The organism is Microcoleus sp. AT3-A2 (assembly GCF_036705685.1).
Lineage (GTDB): Bacteria > Cyanobacteriota > Cyanobacteriia > Cyanobacteriales > Microcoleaceae > Microcoleus.
In genome coordinates this window covers 275,497-295,742 of record NZ_JAUBVF010000001.1, presented here as the reverse complement: position 1 = coordinate 295,742, position 20,246 = coordinate 275,497, and the positions used below count along the sequence as shown (strand labels likewise).

The 20,246-nt window shown below is 45.2% G+C and carries 21 protein-coding genes; 11 read left to right on the top strand and 10 right to left on the bottom strand.

Annotated elements, in window-relative coordinates; genetic code table 11:
- Positions 1-12: 12 nt before the first annotated feature.
- Positions 13-627: a hypothetical protein gene (locus tag QUB37_RS01335; protein WP_333158361.1), complete on the bottom strand. Its 615-nt coding sequence runs from the start codon at positions 625-627 to the stop codon at positions 13-15.
- A gap of 417 nt (positions 628-1,044) precedes the next feature.
- On the bottom strand, positions 1,045-1,392 hold the full coding sequence (locus tag QUB37_RS01330) for a hypothetical protein (RefSeq protein WP_333158359.1): 348 nt from the start codon (positions 1,390-1,392) through the stop codon (positions 1,045-1,047).
- 469 nt (positions 1,393-1,861) lie between these two features.
- Here QUB37_RS01330 and QUB37_RS01325 point away from each other — a divergent pair, with 469 nt between their 5' ends.
- From QUB37_RS01325 to QUB37_RS01315, 3 genes are all read left to right on the top strand, one after another.
- Complete coding sequence (locus QUB37_RS01325) at positions 1,862-2,191, top strand: tetratricopeptide repeat protein (RefSeq protein WP_333158357.1); 330 nt, start codon at positions 1,862-1,864, stop codon at positions 2,189-2,191.
- Between the two features lie 89 nt (positions 2,192-2,280).
- Positions 2,281-2,610, top strand: coding sequence for a tetratricopeptide repeat protein (locus QUB37_RS01320; RefSeq protein WP_333158355.1), 330 nt, complete (start codon positions 2,281-2,283; stop codon positions 2,608-2,610).
- A gap of 35 nt (positions 2,611-2,645) precedes the next feature.
- A complete protein-coding gene (locus QUB37_RS01315; RefSeq protein ID WP_333158353.1) occupies positions 2,646-2,975 on the top strand; it encodes a hypothetical protein in 330 nt (109 codons plus the stop codon).
- A gap of 105 nt (positions 2,976-3,080) precedes the next feature.
- Here QUB37_RS01315 and queC read toward each other — a convergent pair whose 3' ends face one another.
- Together queC and QUB37_RS01305 are read right to left on the bottom strand one after the other, a co-directional pair.
- Positions 3,081-3,755, bottom strand: coding sequence for a 7-cyano-7-deazaguanine synthase QueC (gene queC / locus QUB37_RS01310; RefSeq protein WP_333158351.1), 675 nt, complete (start codon positions 3,753-3,755; stop codon positions 3,081-3,083).
- Between the two features lie 326 nt (positions 3,756-4,081).
- Positions 4,082-5,416 (bottom strand): cytosine deaminase, encoded by a 1,335-nt coding sequence (locus QUB37_RS01305; RefSeq protein ID WP_333158349.1) that lies wholly within the window; start codon positions 5,414-5,416, stop codon positions 4,082-4,084.
- Positions 5,417-5,825: 409 nt separating this feature from the next.
- Between QUB37_RS01305 and QUB37_RS01300 the strand changes: the two genes are divergently transcribed.
- From QUB37_RS01300 to QUB37_RS01290, 3 genes are all read left to right on the top strand, one after another.
- On the top strand, positions 5,826-7,073 hold the full coding sequence (locus QUB37_RS01300) for a GTP cyclohydrolase II (RefSeq protein WP_333158347.1): 1,248 nt from the start codon (positions 5,826-5,828) through the stop codon (positions 7,071-7,073).
- A gap of 89 nt (positions 7,074-7,162) precedes the next feature.
- The gene (locus QUB37_RS01295) at positions 7,163-8,245 is read left to right on the top strand and encodes an adenylate/guanylate cyclase domain-containing protein (protein ID WP_333158345.1); all 1,083 of its coding nucleotides are present in this window, start codon (positions 7,163-7,165) and stop codon (positions 8,243-8,245) included.
- A complete protein-coding gene (locus QUB37_RS01290; RefSeq protein WP_333158343.1) occupies positions 8,242-9,489 on the top strand; it encodes a URC4/urg3 family protein in 1,248 nt (415 codons plus the stop codon). Before QUB37_RS01295 ends, QUB37_RS01290 begins: the two co-directional genes overlap by 4 nt.
- A 98-nt stretch (positions 9,490-9,587) precedes the next feature.
- Here the strand turns inward: QUB37_RS01290 and QUB37_RS01285 are convergent, their stop codons facing one another.
- The gene (locus tag QUB37_RS01285; RefSeq protein ID WP_333158341.1) at positions 9,588-10,160 is read right to left on the bottom strand and encodes a DUF4360 domain-containing protein; all 573 of its coding nucleotides are present in this window, start codon (positions 10,158-10,160) and stop codon (positions 9,588-9,590) included.
- 601 nt (positions 10,161-10,761) lie between these two features.
- On the opposite strand from QUB37_RS01285, the gene upp reads away from it, so the two are divergent.
- Both upp and QUB37_RS01275 read left to right on the top strand, forming a co-directional pair.
- A complete protein-coding gene (upp, locus tag QUB37_RS01280) occupies positions 10,762-11,397 on the top strand; it encodes a uracil phosphoribosyltransferase (protein WP_333158339.1) in 636 nt (211 codons plus the stop codon).
- A 319-nt stretch (positions 11,398-11,716) separates the two neighbouring features.
- Positions 11,717-11,863: a hypothetical protein gene (locus tag QUB37_RS01275; RefSeq protein ID WP_333158338.1), complete on the top strand. Its 147-nt coding sequence runs from the start codon at positions 11,717-11,719 to the stop codon at positions 11,861-11,863.
- Positions 11,864-12,170: 307 nt separating this feature from the next.
- Here the strand turns inward: QUB37_RS01275 and QUB37_RS01270 are convergent, their stop codons facing one another.
- The gene (locus QUB37_RS01270) at positions 12,171-14,093 is read right to left on the bottom strand and encodes a hypothetical protein (protein ID WP_333158336.1); all 1,923 of its coding nucleotides are present in this window, start codon (positions 14,091-14,093) and stop codon (positions 12,171-12,173) included.
- Between the two features lie 34 nt (positions 14,094-14,127).
- Positions 14,128-15,471 (bottom strand): glycosyltransferase family 4 protein, encoded by a 1,344-nt coding sequence (locus tag QUB37_RS01265; RefSeq protein WP_333158333.1) that lies wholly within the window; start codon positions 15,469-15,471, stop codon positions 14,128-14,130.
- A gap of 76 nt (positions 15,472-15,547) precedes the next feature.
- Here QUB37_RS01265 and QUB37_RS01260 point away from each other — a divergent pair, with 76 nt between their 5' ends.
- Entirely contained in the window at positions 15,548-16,018 is a 471-nt protein-coding gene (locus QUB37_RS01260; protein ID WP_333158331.1) for a tetratricopeptide repeat protein, read from the top strand.
- A gap of 105 nt (positions 16,019-16,123) precedes the next feature.
- On the top strand, positions 16,124-17,080 hold the full coding sequence (locus tag QUB37_RS01255) for a glycosyltransferase (protein WP_333158329.1): 957 nt from the start codon (positions 16,124-16,126) through the stop codon (positions 17,078-17,080).
- 236 nt (positions 17,081-17,316) lie between these two features.
- On the opposite strand, the gene QUB37_RS01250 is transcribed toward QUB37_RS01255, so the two are convergent.
- Positions 17,317-17,823 carry a DinB family protein gene (locus QUB37_RS01250; RefSeq protein ID WP_333158327.1) on the bottom strand — a complete coding sequence of 169 codons (507 nt, stop codon included), beginning with the start codon at positions 17,821-17,823 and terminating at the stop codon, positions 17,317-17,319.
- 56 nt (positions 17,824-17,879) lie between these two features.
- Positions 17,880-18,161, bottom strand: coding sequence for an antibiotic biosynthesis monooxygenase (locus QUB37_RS01245; protein WP_333158325.1), 282 nt, complete (start codon positions 18,159-18,161; stop codon positions 17,880-17,882).
- A 202-nt stretch (positions 18,162-18,363) separates the two neighbouring features.
- On the opposite strand from QUB37_RS01245, the gene QUB37_RS01240 reads away from it, so the two are divergent.
- Complete coding sequence (locus tag QUB37_RS01240; protein ID WP_445299857.1) at positions 18,364-19,065, top strand: diacylglycerol/polyprenol kinase family protein; 702 nt, start codon at positions 18,364-18,366, stop codon at positions 19,063-19,065.
- Between the two features lie 157 nt (positions 19,066-19,222).
- Here QUB37_RS01240 and QUB37_RS01235 read toward each other — a convergent pair whose 3' ends face one another.
- Positions 19,223-20,071 (bottom strand): ABC transporter ATP-binding protein, encoded by an 849-nt coding sequence (locus QUB37_RS01235; protein WP_333158323.1) that lies wholly within the window; start codon positions 20,069-20,071, stop codon positions 19,223-19,225.
- Between the last annotated feature and the right edge of the window lie 175 nt (positions 20,072-20,246).

Here is a 20,246-nt window from a genome sequence, read left to right as displayed (position 1 = left end):
GTTCAGAATTTTTTAGTTAATGCCTATATAATCTACTCGCTCGAAGTCGCTGCGTACTAAATCATCTAACGTCGGGCCTTTGGGGCGCAAATTAACGCGATCGCCAGCCTTCACATTTTCGTAATATACGAAGGGAATGTAGATATCTTGCTCCTCCATAAAAGCGTAAGTAAAGCGAAAGGCACTGTCAATGTCCTCAGCTTTAACCTCACGAAAGTCAGAGAGGAACAGGAGATCCATTTCTTCCTCAAAGTACAGCATCTCCGCAAATGCACCTCCATCGTAGCAGTTATAACCAATATAACCGCAAGTATCGCTGCATTTGTAGTAGATGGCGCGACTGGGTATGAAGTTAGAAAGGGTGAGCGCATCTCCTTCTCCAAACACAAGGGAACCGGGCCTACAACTCAGTTTTTCAACGATCGTCCAAGGGTGTCCTCGGAACTGAAAAACAATATAGCTTTCGGTGGTAATGTCGATTTCGCGATCGTATATATCCCGTTCCCAAACATCCGCACGTCTCGCCCTACTGAACTTTTCCGCCACTGACTCAATAGGAGCGCGAACGAGAAGTAGATTTTGGTTTCTGTCAATTGTTTCAATACCTCGGCGCTCTTCAATAGACATAATTTTCACCATTAAGTAAACTATGAATGAGTAGATAATAAACCATTATTTGGTGAAAATCCTGCCGGGGATTCCAGGGCCAATTCGTTCTGGAAGCGTTAGCTGGAGAAAGTAGACTACGGGATTTCTCAACGAAGCTTCACCTAGTTGAAGCTGATTAAAGCTGCCCGGAATTTCACAACCTATAGCGTGCCAGACAGCTACACTTCTCAATGAAGCTTCTGCTACTGTAGCATTACTAATCTGCTTGATATCGGCGCTAGTGAGAAAAATGATTGCTGGTATTCTGCCTGCTGTCTTGGCAGAACTGTCACCGAGTGCATCAATGAAACCGAGAATTTGATAATCTGAGTAACTAGGGGGCAGGAGACCTCCACTAAGTGCCTTTACCTCATAGAAAACGCTATTAGCATATGTTTAAGTTGGGCCTGCTGGAAAATTCACGAACACAAGTGGAAGAACTCCATCAGGTTGTACGTTTCGGCTAGCACCACCTGTGGCTGCTGCCCTTGCGGGTGAAGGAAATAACCTGAAATTCTCTGGAATTGGAGTACCTGGTCTGATGGTAGCTAGTGCAAAGTTTTCATAAGCTTTTCCAACTTCACCAATGTCTATATTTTGACTATCGGCAAGTTGATCGAGTCTAGCTTTGGTTGCTGGTGTATGAGAAGGGTCTGCACAAAACTGAGCCTGAGCTGCAAAAGTAAGCCCATTAATAACAGTTGCTACGCCGAGAAATAATACGGTCTTTGGAACGTAGTTCATAGCTGAAGCTCCAATAATATTTACAAAATGATGCTTGCGAAATTTATGAGCGTGATTTATAGGATATTACGAGCCGAGCCATTTCACCGTAAGTGATATAAATCACCTATTGCCATGACCAATGTCACAATTGCAACCAGACAGGTATGATAGCTGTCTACATATAGCGCATTCCAGGTTTATGAAGTGTAGGGACACGGCAATGCCGTGTCCCTACAGGGATCGCTCTCGGTTGTACTTTATAAACGTGGAATCTGCTGTAAATAATATTTAAACAGTACCAGTAATGCTGAAACACCCCTACTTAATTTCTGCTTTTTCTTCTGTAATTATTGCGTTTCTACCTCTTTTTCAGACTGTAGCGAATGCTCAGGAACAACCAGGGTGCTTTATACTTGATTCATCAGGTAAAGTAAATAGACTCGATCCTTTATGCAAGCGAGATGAACAGCAGAAATTAAGAAATGCTATGAAAGCCCAAGAACTTTATCAACAAGGATTCGACCTCGGTCGCAAAGGACAGTATAAGGAAGCAGTTGAAGCTTTTACTCAAGCAATTAATCTCAATCCTGATTTTGTAGAAGCTTATATTTACCGTGCTTATGCTCGGACTGGAACTGGAGACCAACATGGGGGAGTTAAAGATTTTCAGAAAGCTATGGATATCTACAGGGCTAGAGGACGATCAGACATAGCTGATCAGCTTTTAGTCCCATTGAATACGCTGCAAAATGAAATTAGGTTTGAACAGGAAGACCAGGGTAAACCGGAAGTTGAGGATGAGCCGGAAGGTAAATAAGCAGCCTGCTGATTCAAAATTCATCAGGTAAAGTCAATAGACTCGATCCTTTATGCAAGCGCGATGAACAGCAGAAATTAAAAAACATTATGAAAGCTCAAGAACTTTATCAACAAGGATTAGACCTCGCTCGCAAAGGACAATATAAAGAATCAGTTGAACTTTTAACTCAAGCAATTAATCTCAATCCTAGCTTTCCCGAAGCGCATATGGTTCGCGCTGATGCTCAAACTTTATTAGAAAACCTACAGGGTGCAGTAGAAGATGTTCAGAAAGCGATAGATATCTACAGGGCTAGAGGACAATCGCAAATAGCTGATATGCTTTTAGTCCCATTGAATTCGCTGAAAAATGAAATTAAGTTTGAACAGGAAGACCAGGGTAAACCGGAAGTTGAGGATGAGCCGGAAGACAAATAAGCAGCCTACTGATTCAAAATAAATTAAGAAATGCGATGAAAGCTCAAGAACTTTATCAACAAGGATTCGACCTCGGTCGCAAAGAACTGTATAAGGAAGCTGCTGAAGCTTTTACTCAAGCAATTAATCTTAATCCGGATTTTGTAGAAGCTTATATTATCCGTGCTCGTATGCGAGCTGTAATTGGAGAAAAACAGGGGGGAGTAGAAGATTTTCAGAAAGCGATAGATATCTTGAGGGCTAGAGGACAATCGCAAATAGCTGATATGCTTTTAGTGTCATTGAATTCGCTGCAAAATGAAATTAGGTTTGAACAGGAAGACCAGGCTCAACCGGAAGTTGAGGATGAGCCGGAAGGTAAATAAGCCGCCTAAATTTTAGTTTTGTTTGTAAGGTGCGTCAGGCTTGAAGCGAGTACGAAATAATTAGGTTTTACCTCTGACGCCCCCTAGGAAATGCGTAAGTCATCTTTAAGCATAAGACACCGGATCTTTCAATCCCAATTCCTCAAAAGCCGCCAGCCGCAAGCGACAAGAATCGCAAACACCGCACGCAGTTTCGCCGCCTGCGTAGCAAGACCAAGTTTGCTCCCAAGGCACTTTTAATTTGTTGCCTAATTCAATAATTTCGGTTTTTTTAAGTTCAATCAAAGGTGTTACAATATTAATAGCTTCTCCTTCTCTTCCCTGCTTCGTTCCCAACCGAAATACTTCCTGCATGGCTTGGATGTAATCGAGGCGACAGTCGGGATAGCCGGAATAATCTAAAGCGTTGACGCCGATGTAAATACGATCGGCTTCTAGAGTTTCGGCGTAGGCGAGGGCAAAACTGAGAAAGATTGTATTTCTAGCTGGAACGTAGGTAATTGGGATGTTTTGAGACATTTCTCCCAGAGTGCGATCGATCGGCAATTCAATCTCATCATCCGTCAGCGCCGAACCGCCCCAAAGTGTCAAGTCAAAGTTTACTATCTGATGTGCCTTAACCGCGGCCGAAAGTGCGATCGCCCTTGCTGATTCCAACTCCCGCCGATGTCTTTGCTTGTAGTCAAAGGAAATAGCGTAACACTCGCAGCCGTCGGCTTTGGCTTGATACAAAACAGTTGAGGAATCCAGCCCTCCCGACAATAAAATAACTGCTTTCACTTAAAACATCCTCAATCAAATTAGCTTTTATATTTATATCAAATTAGTGGCAAATTGACAATAATAATAGTTGTGCAGAACATCTAAATGTAGCGTATGCACTGCACGCCTTACCCTAAAAACTAACTGGTTCCTAGGCTCTGCCTGGGAACCATATCTAGAGGCTCTGCCTCGCATTGCGACCAGGAAAATTGGAGGCAGAGCCTCCGGATCTATGTTACCAGGCAGAGCCTAGTAACGAGTAGAACCAGTAGAGTAGAAAGAAAATTTATCTTTTGTGGAACAGGCAAGATGCCTGTGCTTGAGATTGGTGCAGGATGTCAGATTTAAATTGCTAATAAATCATCGAGTTCGCGGTAATCGGGCAAAATTGTATCAATTTTAATACCCTGCCGCAAAACTGTGCGATCGCCCTGCGCTCTAGATAACAATTCGCTGAAATTCCGCGCCTTAAACAAAATCAAATCAGCAGGTAAACCCACTGCAATTCGTCCTAAATTCGGCAATCCCATTAAATCGGCTGGAGTCTTTGTAACTGCACAGGGCCAGTCTCCATAAGGCCTATCTAAATGGGCGATTCGGACTGCCATATTAAAAACTTCCAAAACATCATGATCGCCAAATCCGTAAAACGGATCGCGACAATTGTCGCTAGCAACTGCAACGGGAATTCCGGCTGCTTTGAGTTCGTGCAGGAGAGTCACTCCCCGCCAGCGCGGTGTATGCTGAGATTCTCTGTCTTGCAAGTAAAGGTTGCACATCGGCAAGCTGACAATGCCAATATTTGCTTCCTTGACTAATTCCAGAGTTTCTGTTACTAAATCTGAGGGTTGTACGGCTAAACTACAGCAGTGTCCGCAGATAATTTGATCGGAAAATTCATGGCGGATGGCGGTTTTTGCGACTTCCCGCAATGTTACTGAATCTGGATCGTCGTTTTCGTCGGTGTGGAAGTCGAGGTTTAAATTTCGTTCTTTGGCTAAGGTAAAAACTCGATCGAGTTGTTTGTCTAAGTCGGGGTTGATATAGGCGACTCCGCCGAGAATGCCGCCGATTTGGGCTATGCGATCGGCTAATTTTTCCCCTGCGGGTGTCAGGTAATAGTCGAGGGAAACCAGGGAAACTGCTTGCAAGATCAGCCGATCGCCCCATTCGGCTTGCAGCGCTTCAAATACTCCCCAACTAACGGTTCCCTGTTCGCCCGCGCTGTCGATGTGAGTGCGGATGGCTTTAGTTCCGTGGGCATAGCTGCACTTTAGGCCGAACTCCATTCGCTTGTAAACATCGTCTGCATTCCAGTTTTTTTGAGCATCAGCGCCTACCGCTTCGATCGCGCTGGCAAAAGTTCCATCGGGATTGGGCGATCGTTCCCAAATGTGACCTTTGTCTAAATGGGTGTGCATATCCACAAAACAAGGCCAAACTAAGCCGGCCTGCAAATCTATCACTGGGATATCTCCAGAGGAGGATACAGGTTTTGTACCTGCTGGAGTAATTTGGGCGATCGTACCCGCTGCAATTTCCACATCCACCAAACAAAAATTGTTCTCAGTCCCCGTTGTCGCTACAGTAGAATCTGACGGTGCGATCGATTTTATCTCTAGAAGAGACGCGGGTACGCGACCATTTTTGAGCAAATAATTAGATGTACTTGGCAACATTAATTTTGTGAGTTAGTATTTTGTTGATAATTCCCGGCTACCAGTTGTAACTATAACAATCATTGCAGGAATTGTGAACATCTCTTTTCCCTCTTTCACTCTTTTCTAGATTTTATACGCCCTCTGCGCCCTCTGCGGTTAGTTAAACAAACATCATGCAAAAAAAATATAACTACTAGAGAAACTTGGATTAAATAAGTAGTTTTGCTGTTGGTACTTCAGCCTTAATCACTAAAGCACATAGGCAAAACTTTTGTATTTTTAGGACAGCGCGAAAATCACCATCACGAGTTTTGCTATGCCGGATACTTCCCGATCCCGAATCCTTTTGCTATCATAAATCACTGCTTCAAATTGCAATTTAACTTTCAACTAACACCAGCATCCATAGCAAGAGTCATAAACAACTGTGTCAAAACCCAAGCATATAGTTTTAACATCCCATCCCGACAGATCTGGCACAAAACCTCATCCCATCCACTGGGGAGAAATCGATCCGCTGAAACGCGGGCCTGTGATTGGTAGCCTCACCAAATCGTCTCACCGGAATGCGATCGGCACTCATTCGGGTTCCTACTCTGTTTATCGCGCGCTAGCAGTTGCTTCCGGCGCACTCCAAGCAGATCATCGCCCCGATTTTACCAACACCTCTCCGGCCGCACACATCGGGCCGCACCAGAGTTGGGGCGATCGCAATTTGATTGTTTCTCTCGATCCGTTTGGGGGTTTGGTCAGCGAAGTTTATACTTCATTTCTCCAGCAGGGATATGATATTCGCCCGACAATTGCTGTCACTAAAGCTCACATTAATATGCCAGAATTACAAGATGCTATTGCTAAGGGGCGGGTGCAAATTGATGGCAAAATAGTCAAAGCAGGTGGCAATTTAGCAGTAACTAAAATTGCGATCGACCCGGTTTGGTATTTGCCGGGAATTGCTCGGCGGATTGGGGCCCAAGAAAGCGTTATCCGCCGTGTCCTGTTCGAGCAAACAGGGGGAATGTTCTCGGATTTAGTGACGCGGCCAGACTTACAGGTTTTCTTGCCACCAATTGGCGGAACTACGGTTTATATTATTGGCGATGTCGCGAATATTTCTGACCCGGATAAGCAGTTGGCGGTACGGGTACACGATGAATGCAACGGTTCTGATGTCTTCAGTTCCGATATCTGCACTTGTCGCCCTTATTTGGTGCATGGGATGGAAATTTGCATCCAAACGGCACAATCAGGTGGTTCTGGGGTAATAGTTTACTTCCGCAAGGAAGGGAGAGCTTTGGGGGAAGTGACTAAGTTTTTGGTGTACAATGCCAGAAAACGGCAGGAAGGTGGCGATCGCGCTGATGCCTATTTTACGCGCACTGAATGTGTTGCGGGAGTTCAAGATATGCGGTTTCAAGAACTAATGCCAGACGTGCTGCACTGGTTGGGGATCTCTCGAATAGACAGTTTAGTTTCTATGAGCGATATGAAATACAATGCGATTATCAATTCTGGTATTCAGGTGGTCGATCGCATCCCCATTCCTGAAGATTGGATTCCTGCAGACGCACAAGTCGAAATCGTCGCCAAAAAAGCCGCCGGCTACTACACGCCAGACCCGGTGCCAGATGCTACAATTCTTGCAGAAGCGATCGGACGCGATTTAGGAGATTAAGAGGGCAAAGACGCGACCGATGGGACGCGAACAATCGCGTCTTTGCTACATAAAATTTATTGCTGGTTTTTGATCAGTCAGGGTAGGTTATGGCTAATTTGCGTTCTAGTGTGATCGTAAAAACAGATATTTGTGGATATACCGCCAGAGTCAAAAAATTATCTCAGTCGGACTTAAGTAGTTTGTTAAACGAGCATAAAAATTTTGTTTCAGATATTAGCGCCAGAAATGAAGGCAGCGTGATTAAAGGGGAAGGTGATTCATTTTGGATAATTTTTCCCAGCGTCACAGCAGCGGCGGTAGCAGCCATAGAAATGCAGCAAGAATTGAGAGCGCAACAATCTAGCAAGGCGAACGACGAACGGTTGGCTATTCGCGTGTCGATTACATTAGGAGATGTCTTGCATCAAGATAAAGATATCTTTGGCGATACGGTGAATTTAACAGCGCGCATAGAATCAGTAACTCCGCCGGATGAAATATATTTGTCCCAAGCAGCATGGCTGGCGCTCAACAAGGCAGAAGTGCAAACGTCTTTTGTCAACGAGTTTTCTTTGAAAGGGATGAGCGAACCTGAAAAAGTATACAAAGTTGACCAAAGTTACAAAACCCGAATCATCAAGAATCAAGCAATAATTAAAGCAGATTTGAGAGGTTTTATAGCTTATCAAGAATCTAATTCGATCAAAGATGTGGAATATTTGCTCACCAACTTTGATACTTTTGAAAAAACAATTTGCGAAGAATACGGCGGTACAATTCGGAGTATTGTTGGGGATTCGCATTTGTTGACTTTCCCAGAAGCTCATTCAGCCTTAGCGGCAATGGAAAGTTTGTGCGAGAATTGGAAATTTTTTATTCACGCCAATAAAATACCTTGTGGCTTGTCGGTGGGAGTTGCTAAGGGAAATTTATATATATTTAGGTCTTGCACTTACGGAAAAGATATTAACATAGCCGACCGCTTGGAAGATTTAAGTAAAATAGTATCTCCGGGGACTGAAAGAAATTCGGTGATAGTTTCGGATCAAGTAAAACGCGAAGTCAGCGGATCGAAGTGGGAATATAAGCTGATCAAACTAGATAAAAATGCGATTTTAGATAACCTTTTAGATTACAGTCAGTTTGACTTTTTTCAAGAAAACGATGTTTACCGTTGTTTGGTGGTATGACGTTGAAAAATATTGAACTTGAGACTGTAGAATATCTGAGAACACCGGTTGCTATTCGCCAAAAGTGCGATCGGCTTTTTGATTTAGCCCGTCTTGACAAACTTCGCTACTTCCGTGTCGATTTATCCCAACTCGACAAAGCAGCAAATTATGTAATTGACACAACGCGCCAACAGTATCCCGATTTTAACATTCCCTTTCACAGTCGCTGGCGACATTTTGAAGCCGGCAACCTGCCGCGCCTCGCCGAATTGGATGCAGCTTTAGCAGAATTTGCACTCATAGAGCAAGCTAAGATCAAATTTGATTTAGCAATTATCAGCGTTTTGCTTGATGCCGGTGCTGGTGCAGATTGGCAGTATTGTGAACCAGAAACCGGGCAGGTTTACCGCCGTTCTGAAGGGTTAGCAATAGCCAGCTTGCGGATGTTTTGTCAAGGTGTTTTTTCTAGCAATCTCGATTTTCCTTGGCAAGCTGATTCTCGCGGACTTTCTCAATTAAAACTAGAAACCTTAGCTACTGGATTTCAGGTAAGTCGAGACAATCCGCTAGTTGGTTTAACAGGCAGATTAGAATTATTGCAGCGTTTGGGAAATGCCGTTTGCCAGCATCCATTATTATTTGGTAGCGAAAACCCGCGTCCCGGCAATTTAGCCAAATACTTGCTCGACATTCGGGTTTCAGTATCCAAAACAGTGAAGGCTGCTGATGTGTTGAGCGCTGTTTTGAGAGGTTTTGGGGAAATTTGGCCGGGAAGATATGCAATTGGTGGGGTTAATTTAGGCGATGTTTGGCGGCATCCGGCTTTAACAGGAGAAAATCTGGGAGATGAATTCGTGCCGTTTCACAAACTCTCGCAATGGTTGACTTATTCGCTGTTGGAACCGCTGCAAGAACTTGGTTTAGAAGTCGCGGGATTGGATGAGTTAACGGGATTGCCGGAGTACCGCAACGGCGGTTTGTGTTTGGATATCGGGCTGCTGCAGGCAAAAGATTTGGCTATTTTTGAGCAGAGTTACTTCCCGGATTCGGAAGTTATAGTAGAATGGCGATCGCTCACTGTCAATCTTTTAGATAAAATTGCCGCATCTATGCGAGAAAAGCTGCATTTGAGTGCGACAGAATTGCCGCTGGTGAAGATTTTGCAAGGAGGAACTTGGGCGGCGGGGCGGAAAATTGCGGGCGAATTGAGGGCTGGTGGAGTGCCACCAATTCAGATTGAAAGTGACGGCACTGTGTTTTAGAAGCAAGAAGGAAGAGGGGAAATTATCCCCTCTTCCAACTTAAAATTCAAAATTCAAACCTGAAAACTATACCTCACACTACACTCCCAACAAGCTGCTTAGAGACAAGTGCGATATTTGACGTGATAAACTAAACCGCGATGAGCCAAATCGAAGGAGTCAACGGTGGCCATGCCAGCACCACGGGCTGTCATCGCAGCATTTACTCGCATATTTACACTGTCGCCGCAGCGAGACCAAACATTAGCTACAGTGGCTAAGCTATCTCGAACATTGTAGTTAGTTTCGCCACTGAGATTCCGATTAAAAACTGGGCCGCGGGTTCCAGCGAAAAAGTATTCTGCTCGCAGGTTGCCTGTGGTTTTAGGAGCAACGTAGCCGCGGTAATCAGCATCGTAGATAGAAATTTGGTAGCCTTGGGGTACTTTGATGGGAATGCTCAGATTGCAGCTTTTCCGGCTTTCTGTTGAGACATTTCCCAGGGCTGCAAACTTGTCAAATAGGATGGTGAGTTCTTGACCGTCGGGGCTGACGCTGACGCTGGCAGAGCGATCGGGGCAACCGCTACCGCCGTAGCTTGCACCTAAAATTTGAACGGCAGGATTAGCCAAGGCGGGGCTGATAGAAGCAGTCATTAATGCCGTAGCTAGCAATAGTTTTACAAACTTCATGGATGTTCTCCTTAATAAGTTCAGTTGTGTGTTAGGAGCACCCTAAAAAAATGGAACTGAGTTTAGGTAATGTGTTTTAAAGTTGGATATAGCCGCCTTCATGTTGAAAGATGAAAAGCCAGTCAAGCCAAGCTTATAACCTCATGGGCAGTTCCTATTCAGGTTTTTTCGATTAGTGAATTAATCGAAAAAATAGGTTTTATGTTGATACTTCTTAAGATTCATATCGGTTGGTAAAAGTTCCGGAAGATTTCGGTGCGAAACTCCGGATCTGTGTTATTGGGCTTGGACGGAGCGCGAGACAGCGAAACCAGTGGGGAGGCTTTTGGGCCCGGATCTGCGTTCTTAGGAAGAGTGCGGGAAGGAGAGGAAACGAGATAATGACATATTTGTCTATTTTCAAACCTCGCATACTTAGTGTCGCGCTAGGCGGATGAAAGGAAATTGTCGGAGCGAATTTTATTAGCGCGGTATTTGTGCTTTCAATAGGGGTTTGATATAAGTAGTCCAGGACGCAGGGGCGGCAGAAACCGTTTTTTTTGCGTCAAGAATGCCTCAAGGGCTGATAAGTTAGAATAAAGCAGATTAATTGTTTAAAAAAATGAGTCCTAAAGTTACTGTTATCGACCATCCTTTGATACAGCACAAGTTAACTCTAATGCGGCAAACTCAAACGAGTACGGCGAAATTTCGCCAACTACTGAAAGAGATTGGGATGCTGCTAGCCTATGAAGTGACGCGAGATTTGCCGCTAAAATACGAACAAATAGAAACGCCGATCGCCAAAATGAATGCACCGGTACTGGCTGCAGAAAAGAAAATTGTTATTATTTCGATTATGCGCGCCGGTCAGGGATTGTTAGATAGTATTTTAGAGCTGATTCCGTCTGCGAGGGTAGGACATATTGGTTTGTACCGCGATCCGACAACTCGGATGGCGATCGAATATTATTTCAAAGTTCCCCAGGATATCGAACAGCGAGATGTTTTAGTTGTTGATCCGATGCTGGCTACTGGTAATTCAGCAGTCGCGGCAGTGGATAGGCTGAAAGAAGTTAATCCGAAGTCTATTAAATTTTTGTGCTTGCTGGCGGCACCGGAGGGAGTGGGGCACTTTCACGAACAACACCCTGATGTGCAGATTTATACGGCCGCAGTTGACGAGTGTTTGGACGAGCACGGCTATATTGTACCCGGATTGGGAGATGCGGGCGATCGGCTTTACGGCACTATGTGAATTCAATAAAATTATTTTCTGCTGTATATGCCAATACATTCATTTAAAAATAAGTTTACTAACATAAGCAGTGGTTTGATAGTGCCATACAATGTAAATTGTAAAATTTTAATGTCAGGAAAACCCTATATATAACAATGGTTGTAGGGTTTTATTACATTAAATTCGTAAATTGCATGATCTAGATGTATTTACTGCATTTGATGGTTGAATTCTCTGCCTTTAGTGTAATTAATTGCAAGAATTAGTTATTAAAATAGATGTATGATGCTAACCGTTTGCGATCGACTACTAACATTTTTTGACGAGGGAAAAAACAATGGAGACTACAGCACAGAAAGAAGCCCCAACTCAGCCTGTTGAAAAAGTGAAAGTTCAGAATATCAACAGTTTGGAGTTTGAGCTTTGGGCTAAAGCAGTGAAACGGCAGATGATTGCAGCACTCTCTAAAAAGGGCGCGATTTGACATCTCTGGGTTTTTTGTGCACAGGTTGTGTTAATTAATTAAATTAACAAAATTTTTGTCTGCATTGTTGTCCGAGTTCGAGAGGAGTAAGGGTAAGAGTTTTGAGATTGCGCTGCTTTCGTAGTTGCGGGAGGGGCAAAAGAAAGAATTTTCCTTTTTCCTAGTTTTGGACGTACAGGTGGAAGGAAGCCGGGTTTTTTTACGAAAATACTTCTGTTGCGATCTGCAGAAATGGTAAAAAAACCCGGTTTCTTTGTTTCTAGAGTGCGTCCGGGACTGTTCTATCTGGCGAATGCTTTCGACCAGATTACGATCGCTTGTCAACCGCCGCCAGCAAGCGCAGACTTCCGTCTTGAATCTGCACTGCTTTCACCGTTCCCACAGCAACTCTTTGTTGACCGTTAGCCATCGCTACCTCAATCTTAATCTTGGGGTCAGCCTGTAATCCCAGCCGCCCCCATAGCCACTTGACTTGAGTAGCAGGAAAAGAGCTCACTTCTACATCAGAAAATGGCGAATTAACCCAGCGGCTACCATCGTAAAAACTCGCTACCTGCACCTGATACCAAACTTGTTCCTCCGCCAATTTTAACTCGTTTTTTGGGTCGGGTTCTAGCCACTCAGCGGGATTGACACTGTTAATTAAAGTAGCAGAACCCATAATTTGACTCTTGTGGGCTTCTAAACTTTCCGCCTGAGAAACTGCTTCCTGAAGTTTGTTGACCAAATTCCGAATTCGACTTCTTGTTTCGCTGTCAGTATCTGATTGCTGGTCGAGCCAATTCATCGCCTCACGAGTTCCGTCTTGAGACGCTACAATCAGGGCACCCCAAGCCTTGACATCGGCGTCAGCGGCATTCACTCTCAAGGCGGCGTCGATGCGGTTCCAGATCCGCCCGCTGTCATTTTTGAGGGTTGTGGCTATTTCGTGACTGTTACTCGGATCGGCTTCAAATACTTGCAAAGCTTCGGTCCAGCGGCCGTCGATCAATTCTGCGAGAACTTGTTGACCGGGACTGGCCCAAGATGCGATCGCCTGCGCCCGAGTAATTTTAGCGTGAAATTCGATCGTTTCTAGCTGAGCTTGTGCGACTGCGGGCCAATTTTTGCCAGCTTTCCCCTTCGCCACACGCATAACATTTAATGCTGGAGACCACAGTCCGCTTTTCGCCAGCCGCAGCCCATTTTTGTAAGTCTCGTCATTGAAGGCAATTTCTTCTAAAGAAATCGCGGTTAACTGAACTGGGTTCGGCAAAAATTTGCGCGGGCCAATTTGATAAAGGGTAAATTGCGGCTCTAAACCAACTGTTTGGTCGATCGCCAACTGCGGGTTTTCCCCCTTAACAATTTGCTGCCAATTCGGCGGTTGTCCGGCCGCACTGGCCCACTCCAACAGCGGCATTAAATGATTTTGGCTGGGGTTGTAGCGAACGACTTGTCCGTAGGGAATTTTCTTGTCGCCCTGCTTTAGTTGACCGCTGACATTAAACCAAATGCCGGAGGCGGGGGGCTTTCCGTCAAAGCGCCGCAGTTGTGTTAGGGGTAGCGACTGATTCGAGGCTTGATTGTCATATGTAGAGTCAGCTAAAGAAGCAATGACAAAAGATTCTGCCGGGCCTTCTACGTTCACAGAACTTGCTAACTGAAAATACTGCTCTTTTTCGGAACTGCGATCGGGAAGTTGCACGCGCTTGTACACTCGAAGTTCGACAATTTGGCGACAAGGATTTGTGCAAACAGTAGAAGCCTTAACAGTTCTTTCTACCATCACCGGCAAGAGCAAATCGGAAATAGAATTATCGCGGGATTGATCGACGGGAAGAGGCAGGGGTTCTCCGGTTACGAATCCCAATTTGCGGATGCTGGCTTTGATTTGATCGAGAGTTTGGATCGAATCTCTGCTACCTGTAGGCAGGCGCGACCATTCCGGCACAAACTGAGAGATCAACCTGTTACCATTGGGATCGACGATGAGCTGATAACTCAGCCAAGCGCCGCCTCCCATTAAAGCTGCACAGCCAGCCAAGATGCTGAGGGCTGTCAAATTAGCTATCAGTCTTTTCCAGGGATACCTGGCGCGAGTTCGGGGAGTAGGTATTGGAAGCTGGGACTCTTGAAGATTTTTGGGGCGTCGGGTTTGGCGCCGGCGTCTTGTCGGAGGAGGAGCAACTTGGCGAGTTTCTGGGGGTTTGGCTCGATTTTTTGAGGGGTTAATTTTGTGTTCCATCATGCCATTTTAGAATTTAGATTTTAGAATTTAGAGTTTAAAATTGCAATAGCCGATCGTACTGCCGACCTATGATATCCCAAGTGTATTGGCTTTCAACGAGCGATCGAGCGTTGACAGAGAGCTCCTGTCTTAGCTGCTGATTTTCAAACAGACAGGTAATCGCCTCAACATACTCCTGAACTTTGTTTGCCCGCAAGGCCCTTATTAGTTGTGTGCCGCCATCGACGGCTAAACCCTCCAAACCTCGATCGCTAGCAACCACGGGAGTTCCCGCAGCCATCGCCTCCAAAGTTTTATTTTTAATCCCAAAACCAATCCGCATCGGCACCACACAAACAGCAACCTGATGCAAATATTCTGCCACCCTTTGTACCCGGCCTACTACTTGAATTCCGGGAAGTTCCCCCAAGGCGAGCACTTCCGGGACTGGCGAAGCCCCTACTAAGGTGAGGGTAGCATCGGGATAGCGCTGCTGCAAAGGCGGCAGTATTTGCAAACTGAGAAACCGCGCCGCGTCAATATTGGGCAAATTGTTCATTGCGCCTGCAAAAATTAAGGTGTGTCCTCCCGGATCGATCGACCGGTACGGAAATTGAGTTAAATCCACGCCGTTAGGAATTACATCTATGGGAGGTACAAAAAAATCTTGTTTTCCTCGCACCTGAACCGGAGGCAACAGTAATTCGAGGAGTTGCTCTCTGTCTGTGGATGTTGTCGCAACAATGCGGGAGAATTTGGAACAGTAGCGTTTTTCGTAGCGGGCGAGTAGCGGTAAATTTAGTCGATCGCGCAGGGGTTTTTCCGAGGTGCCGGTGGCTAAGATTTCCCTGCAAGTTCCCCAAACGGAACTGTGAATGTTTGCCACTGTCAGCAGTTTTTGTCGCCATTCTGGACGCACGTAAATCTCATTAACGCTGTGTTCGCAGGTGACAGCATCGCATTTGCCTGTTGTCACCAATTCGTCTGCCCAATTCTGCATTGCTTGGGAGTAGCTTGAGAGTACGTTGGGAGGTGTTCCCGACTGCAAAAATCGACCGAATCTGTGGAATTTTCCTATTATTTCAGAGAACCCCTCCTCAGTCCCCCCCTTATTAAGGGGGGGAGGTAAAAATCCTTCCTCAGTCTCCTGCTGGAGTCTTAGCCCCCTCTTAGCAAGGGGGGGTTGGGGGGGTGTCTGCGGATGGGGAAAAACTGCCAATTCTGCAACTTGCTGGCGCAATGTGTCGATTTGTGAATCGGTGACATCTGGCGATCGTACAGTGCCGAGAATTACATCATGCCGCAGGCTCAAGTATTGCAATAAATTAAACGTCCTTACCTGAGTTCCTCCGCGGCTTGGCGGATAAGGAAAAGTCGAGGAAAGCATCAAAATCTTCATGGGATGTGGGATAAATAAAGTTGTCGCTTGCGCGATAAAATTAATTGATAAAATCTTTTTAACAATCTTCGCACCTATGGACGAATTATCTGTTAAGGCGCTACTCGAAGACTTGAAAAAATCCGACGAAATCGTGCGCGATCGGGCAACTACAGAACTCTGGCGCACTTGGTTTAACCAGAAAGGTGACTATGGGATGCAAATTCTCAGGCGATCGCAAGTTTCGTTAGATGCAGGCGATGTTCACCACGCTTTGGATTTGCTGACGAAACTGATTGCGGAAGCGCCAGATTTTGCGGAAGCTTGGAACCGACGCGCCGTACTTCACTATACCCAAGGAAATTATAAAAAGTCGATCCACGACTGCGAAATCGTCCTCAAACTGAACCCGGTGCATTTTGGCGCGTTGCATGGTCTGGGTTTGTGCTACGCTGCGTTGGGAGAATACATAAATGCTATTCAAGCTTTTCGTCGTGCTTTGGAAATTCAACCATTTGCTTTGGTGAATCAAAAGTTAATTCTCGAATGTACGGCTCGTTTGAGTTAAAATACATAGGGCATTGGGCATTAGGCATTGGGCATTGGTGGTTCTTTTGTCAGCACTGAATTGCAAAATTTTTAGACGATTTCAAATCTAAAATAGTATAAACTTGTGCCGAAAATTAGCGTTTGCATTCCTACTTGCAATCGAGTGCATCTACTGGCTTGTGCGATCGCCAGCGTGCTAGATCAAACTTATACAGATTTTGAATTAATTATCTGTGATGACGGTTCCACTGACAGCACTCCTCTGTTGATGTCGGAATTTGTCGATCGCGGGATTCGCTACATTCGCCACCCGCAGAATATCGGCAAGAGTAATAATATGCGATCGGGCTTTGCGGCGGCAAGGGGCGAATATTTTATCAAGTTTGACGATGACGATCGCCTGACACCGCAATTTCTAGAGCGGACATCGGCTATTTTAGATAAAGACCCCAGCATCGATTTTGTCAGTACCGATCACTGGGTGATCGACATTAACAATTATATTGACGAAAACCAGACGAAACTAAATTCGCAGCGGTGGGGCCGCGCCGAGTTGTCTGCTGGAATTATTGAAGATTTGCTCTCCACAGTTTTTGTGAGACAAAGTTTGCAAATAGGGGCAACTTTGTTTCGGCGCCGCGCCCTGGAAGAAGTAGGATTTCTGCGGCCGAATTTGCAAAATTGCGAAGATAACGATTTGTTTGTGAGACTTGCGATTGCTGGCAAAAAATGCTATTACTTGCCGGAGCTGTTGATGCAGTATCGAGTTCATGCTGGACAGCAAGGGGTCGAGCGGGCAATTCCCTATTTAAGCGATAAATTGCGCTATTTGACAGGCTACGAATTTGATTCCGAGAAGTTGGAAAAAGTCAGGCTCCAAAGGATTGCAGAAACTCAATTAGCGCTAGGTTTGCGACTGATTGAGGTGGGTGAAACTGAAAAAGGGCGCCTGATGGTGCGGGCTGGAAAGTCGGTTTCTGAGGCGAAAATGTGGGCGGGTTTGGGATTGTCGCTGCTGCCAGTGGAGTGGCGGGGGAGGGCTTTTGCGGCTGTGCGGGAGTTGTTGAAACGGGAGTTGTGAAAGCGTAGGATTTCGACAAAATACCCGGCCGTTGAAACCGCGTCTATACATAAAAAACCCGCAAAGCAAAGGTTGAAGAGTCGGCGGTTAAAATTACGTTTATAGAGACAAAACCCAGCGATACGGGTTTGAATTCTTGATTTTCTTCAGTCCCCCCCTGCTAGGACGAGAGGCAAGTGTAGACGAGGTTTTAAGCACCGAATCTTCTGGCGTGTCGCTCGTGCGTGCAGAAGAAATTATCCGATTGATATAGCGGGTAGGCACGGAATATCTGTAACGCCTGGGTCGTAGCTCAGTTGTTTGAGCAGTGTGGTAATTTGCCCTCTATGGTGAGTTTGATGATTGAACATATGTGTCACCAGAACCCAAGTCGGTAGCACGCGGCATTTACCATCTACATTGCTTGTGTACTCAAACGGTTGACTCAACCAGTCAGAATTAAGGTTTCTAGACCATTCTAGAATTTGCCGATCTGTTGTCTCCCGTTCTGCTCTCAAAACCTCAAATTCAGCATAGAGTTCTTGACCGATAACGGTACCCGAAAATGGGTGAAGAGTGAAACGACCCATCCATGCTCTGTCACCATACAGTAAGTGATTCAAAGTGCCATGAATCGACTTGAAAAAAGCACCCATATCCTGTTTGCGCTGTTCATCAGGAATAGCCGAGCAGACAGAATATATATTTTGGTTCATCCAGCAATTGTACTCTGCCATTAGCTGGTAGTAGCTACCGTCGTACATACTCAAAACTTAACCACATAGTTTGAACAACTTACATTATACAACAAATACGTCTTTCATAATACTCCAGACTCTAATTGGTCTAGATAAATAAATTCAGGAGCTTTAACTCCCGCTTTCTCTCTAATTTTAACCAGTGCAGGCGACTCAAAAAACGCCCTAGCATCTGCGATTGATGTCCACGCGGAGAAATGAACGATTTTGTTGGGTTCATTGTCATATTTCAAGACTTGATAGGAGCGCTCTCCAGCTTCTTTTCGGATGCTTTCAGCCTGATCGAATACCTGTTTCCAAGCTTCATAATTTTCTACTTCATGAATAATTAAGACATATTGCATAGCAGTTAGATTCTCTGATAATTTCAAAACTTCAAACGAATAATTTTATTAGACTAACTCACCTTGTCTCCAAAGCCGACCACAGGAGAGCGAGTAAATTATACCGTAGCGACGGTTGAAAATCTTCGCAACACCGAACAGAGCGATCGCGCTTTCCACTAAAGTAGTAAACAGTGCCCGATCTAAGTTTTTCCTAAATATCGTGTCTATATTTTCTGAAATTCCGACTGTGTGGTTGCAAATTTCCCTCGTGGGAGTCTGGTTGGGTTTGATTTTACTGGTAGCTGAAGGGTTAAATCGCTTTACTTCTGTCGATCCTGAAGTATCGCGGAAGGTGGTGCACATCGGTACTGGAAACGTGATTTTGCTGGCGTGGTGGCTGGAAATACCCGGTTGGGTGGGGATTTCGGCGGGGGTTTTAGCAGGCGCGATCGCCCTAATTTCTTACCAAGTTCCCATTTTGCCGAGTCTTAATAGTATCAACCGCAAGAGTTTGGGGACTTTTTTCTATGCTGTTAGTATCAGCGTTCTCGTAGCTTGGTTTTGGCCGCTGCAACATCAGGAATACGCTGCTTTGGGCATTTTAGTCATGACTTGGGGCGACGGATTGGCTGCTGTCATCGGGCAGAAATACGGCAAACATATTTATCGAGTTGGGGGAATTCAGAAGAGTTGGGAAGGTTCTGCAACTATGTATTTGGTGAGTTTTGCTATTAGTAGTTTGATTTTGCTGGCGGTTCAAGGCAATATTTGGCAAACTTGGGCTGTGTCTGCTGTTGTAGCTTTGGCTGCTGCTACTTTGGAGTCGGTTTCCAAGCTGGGAATTGACAATCTGACTGTGCCGATCGGCAGTGGGGCGATCGCCTTTTTCCTAAATCAATTTTTGATAATTGGTAATGTGTAATCTGAACTTCCCCCCACGGGTGGTGTTGCTGGATATAGGTATGAATTCAAGATTTCGCAATTGCTATAAACTTTCGGAGGGTGAGTTTTGTAACTTCCGATAAAAGGTGATTCATACTGTGAATCAGCAACGCCAATGATCAATTGTCTAAGTTCCGTTAAAGCAGCCGACGTGCTTGTAAAATTTGTTGTTGCCATTGCTCGAAAGCGGGGATTTTTGAGCGATCGTCTGTGGGAAACATCGCCCTGATTTGCTCCATCAGCTCGATCGCCAGCGGTACACCAAGCTGTAATTGTTCCAACACATCCCGCTGAGCAAAAACTGTTTCCGGTGTTCCTTCTAAAATCAATTTTCCTCGATCCATTACAAACACCCAATCAGCCCAGCGGTAGATGAAATCTAGGTCGTGGCTTGCTAAAAGAATAGTGGTTCCGGCGTTGTGAATTTGTTGGAGTAAACCGATCAGTTGTCGGGTGTGACGCGGATCGAGATAGGCGGTAGGTTCATCTAACAGCAGCAGTTTGGGCTCCAGAACCATGATATCGGCGATGGAAACCCGCTTTTTCTGGCCCAAACTGAGATTGTGAATTGGTTCGCGGGCGAGTTCGCTTAGATCGAATTTGTCGATCGCCTGCTGTACCTGTTGAGCAACTTCGGATTCTTTTAAGCCTAAATTGTACAATCCATAGGAAATATCTTCTTCTACCGTCGAAGCTACTAATTGATGTTCGGGATTTTGAAAGACGAGTCCGATTTGTTGGCGCAGTTGCATCAAAGATTTGCGATCGTAGCGAAAGGGTTCACCTTGCCAGCTAATGATTCCCTGTTGCGGTTGATATAAGCCATTTGCTAACAGAAAAAATGTAGTTTTGCCACAGCCATTTTGACCGATCAGCCCGCACCGTTTCCCAGCGGGGACTTTTAGATTTAAACCCTGAATTGCAACTCGCGAACCGCAGGGATAGGAGTAGGAAGTGCGATCGAATTCGAGAATCCATTCAGACATATTCGTTATTTTTTATTTTTTATAGCCTTGTTCCCAGGCTCTGCCTGGGAATAAATACCCGGAGGCTATGCCTCAAATTACCGATTACCGATTTCCATTGTATAGCAATCATTGCAGCATTCGTAAACTTTTTACCCCACCCCAACCCTCCCCTTATCAAGGGGAGGGAGTAAGA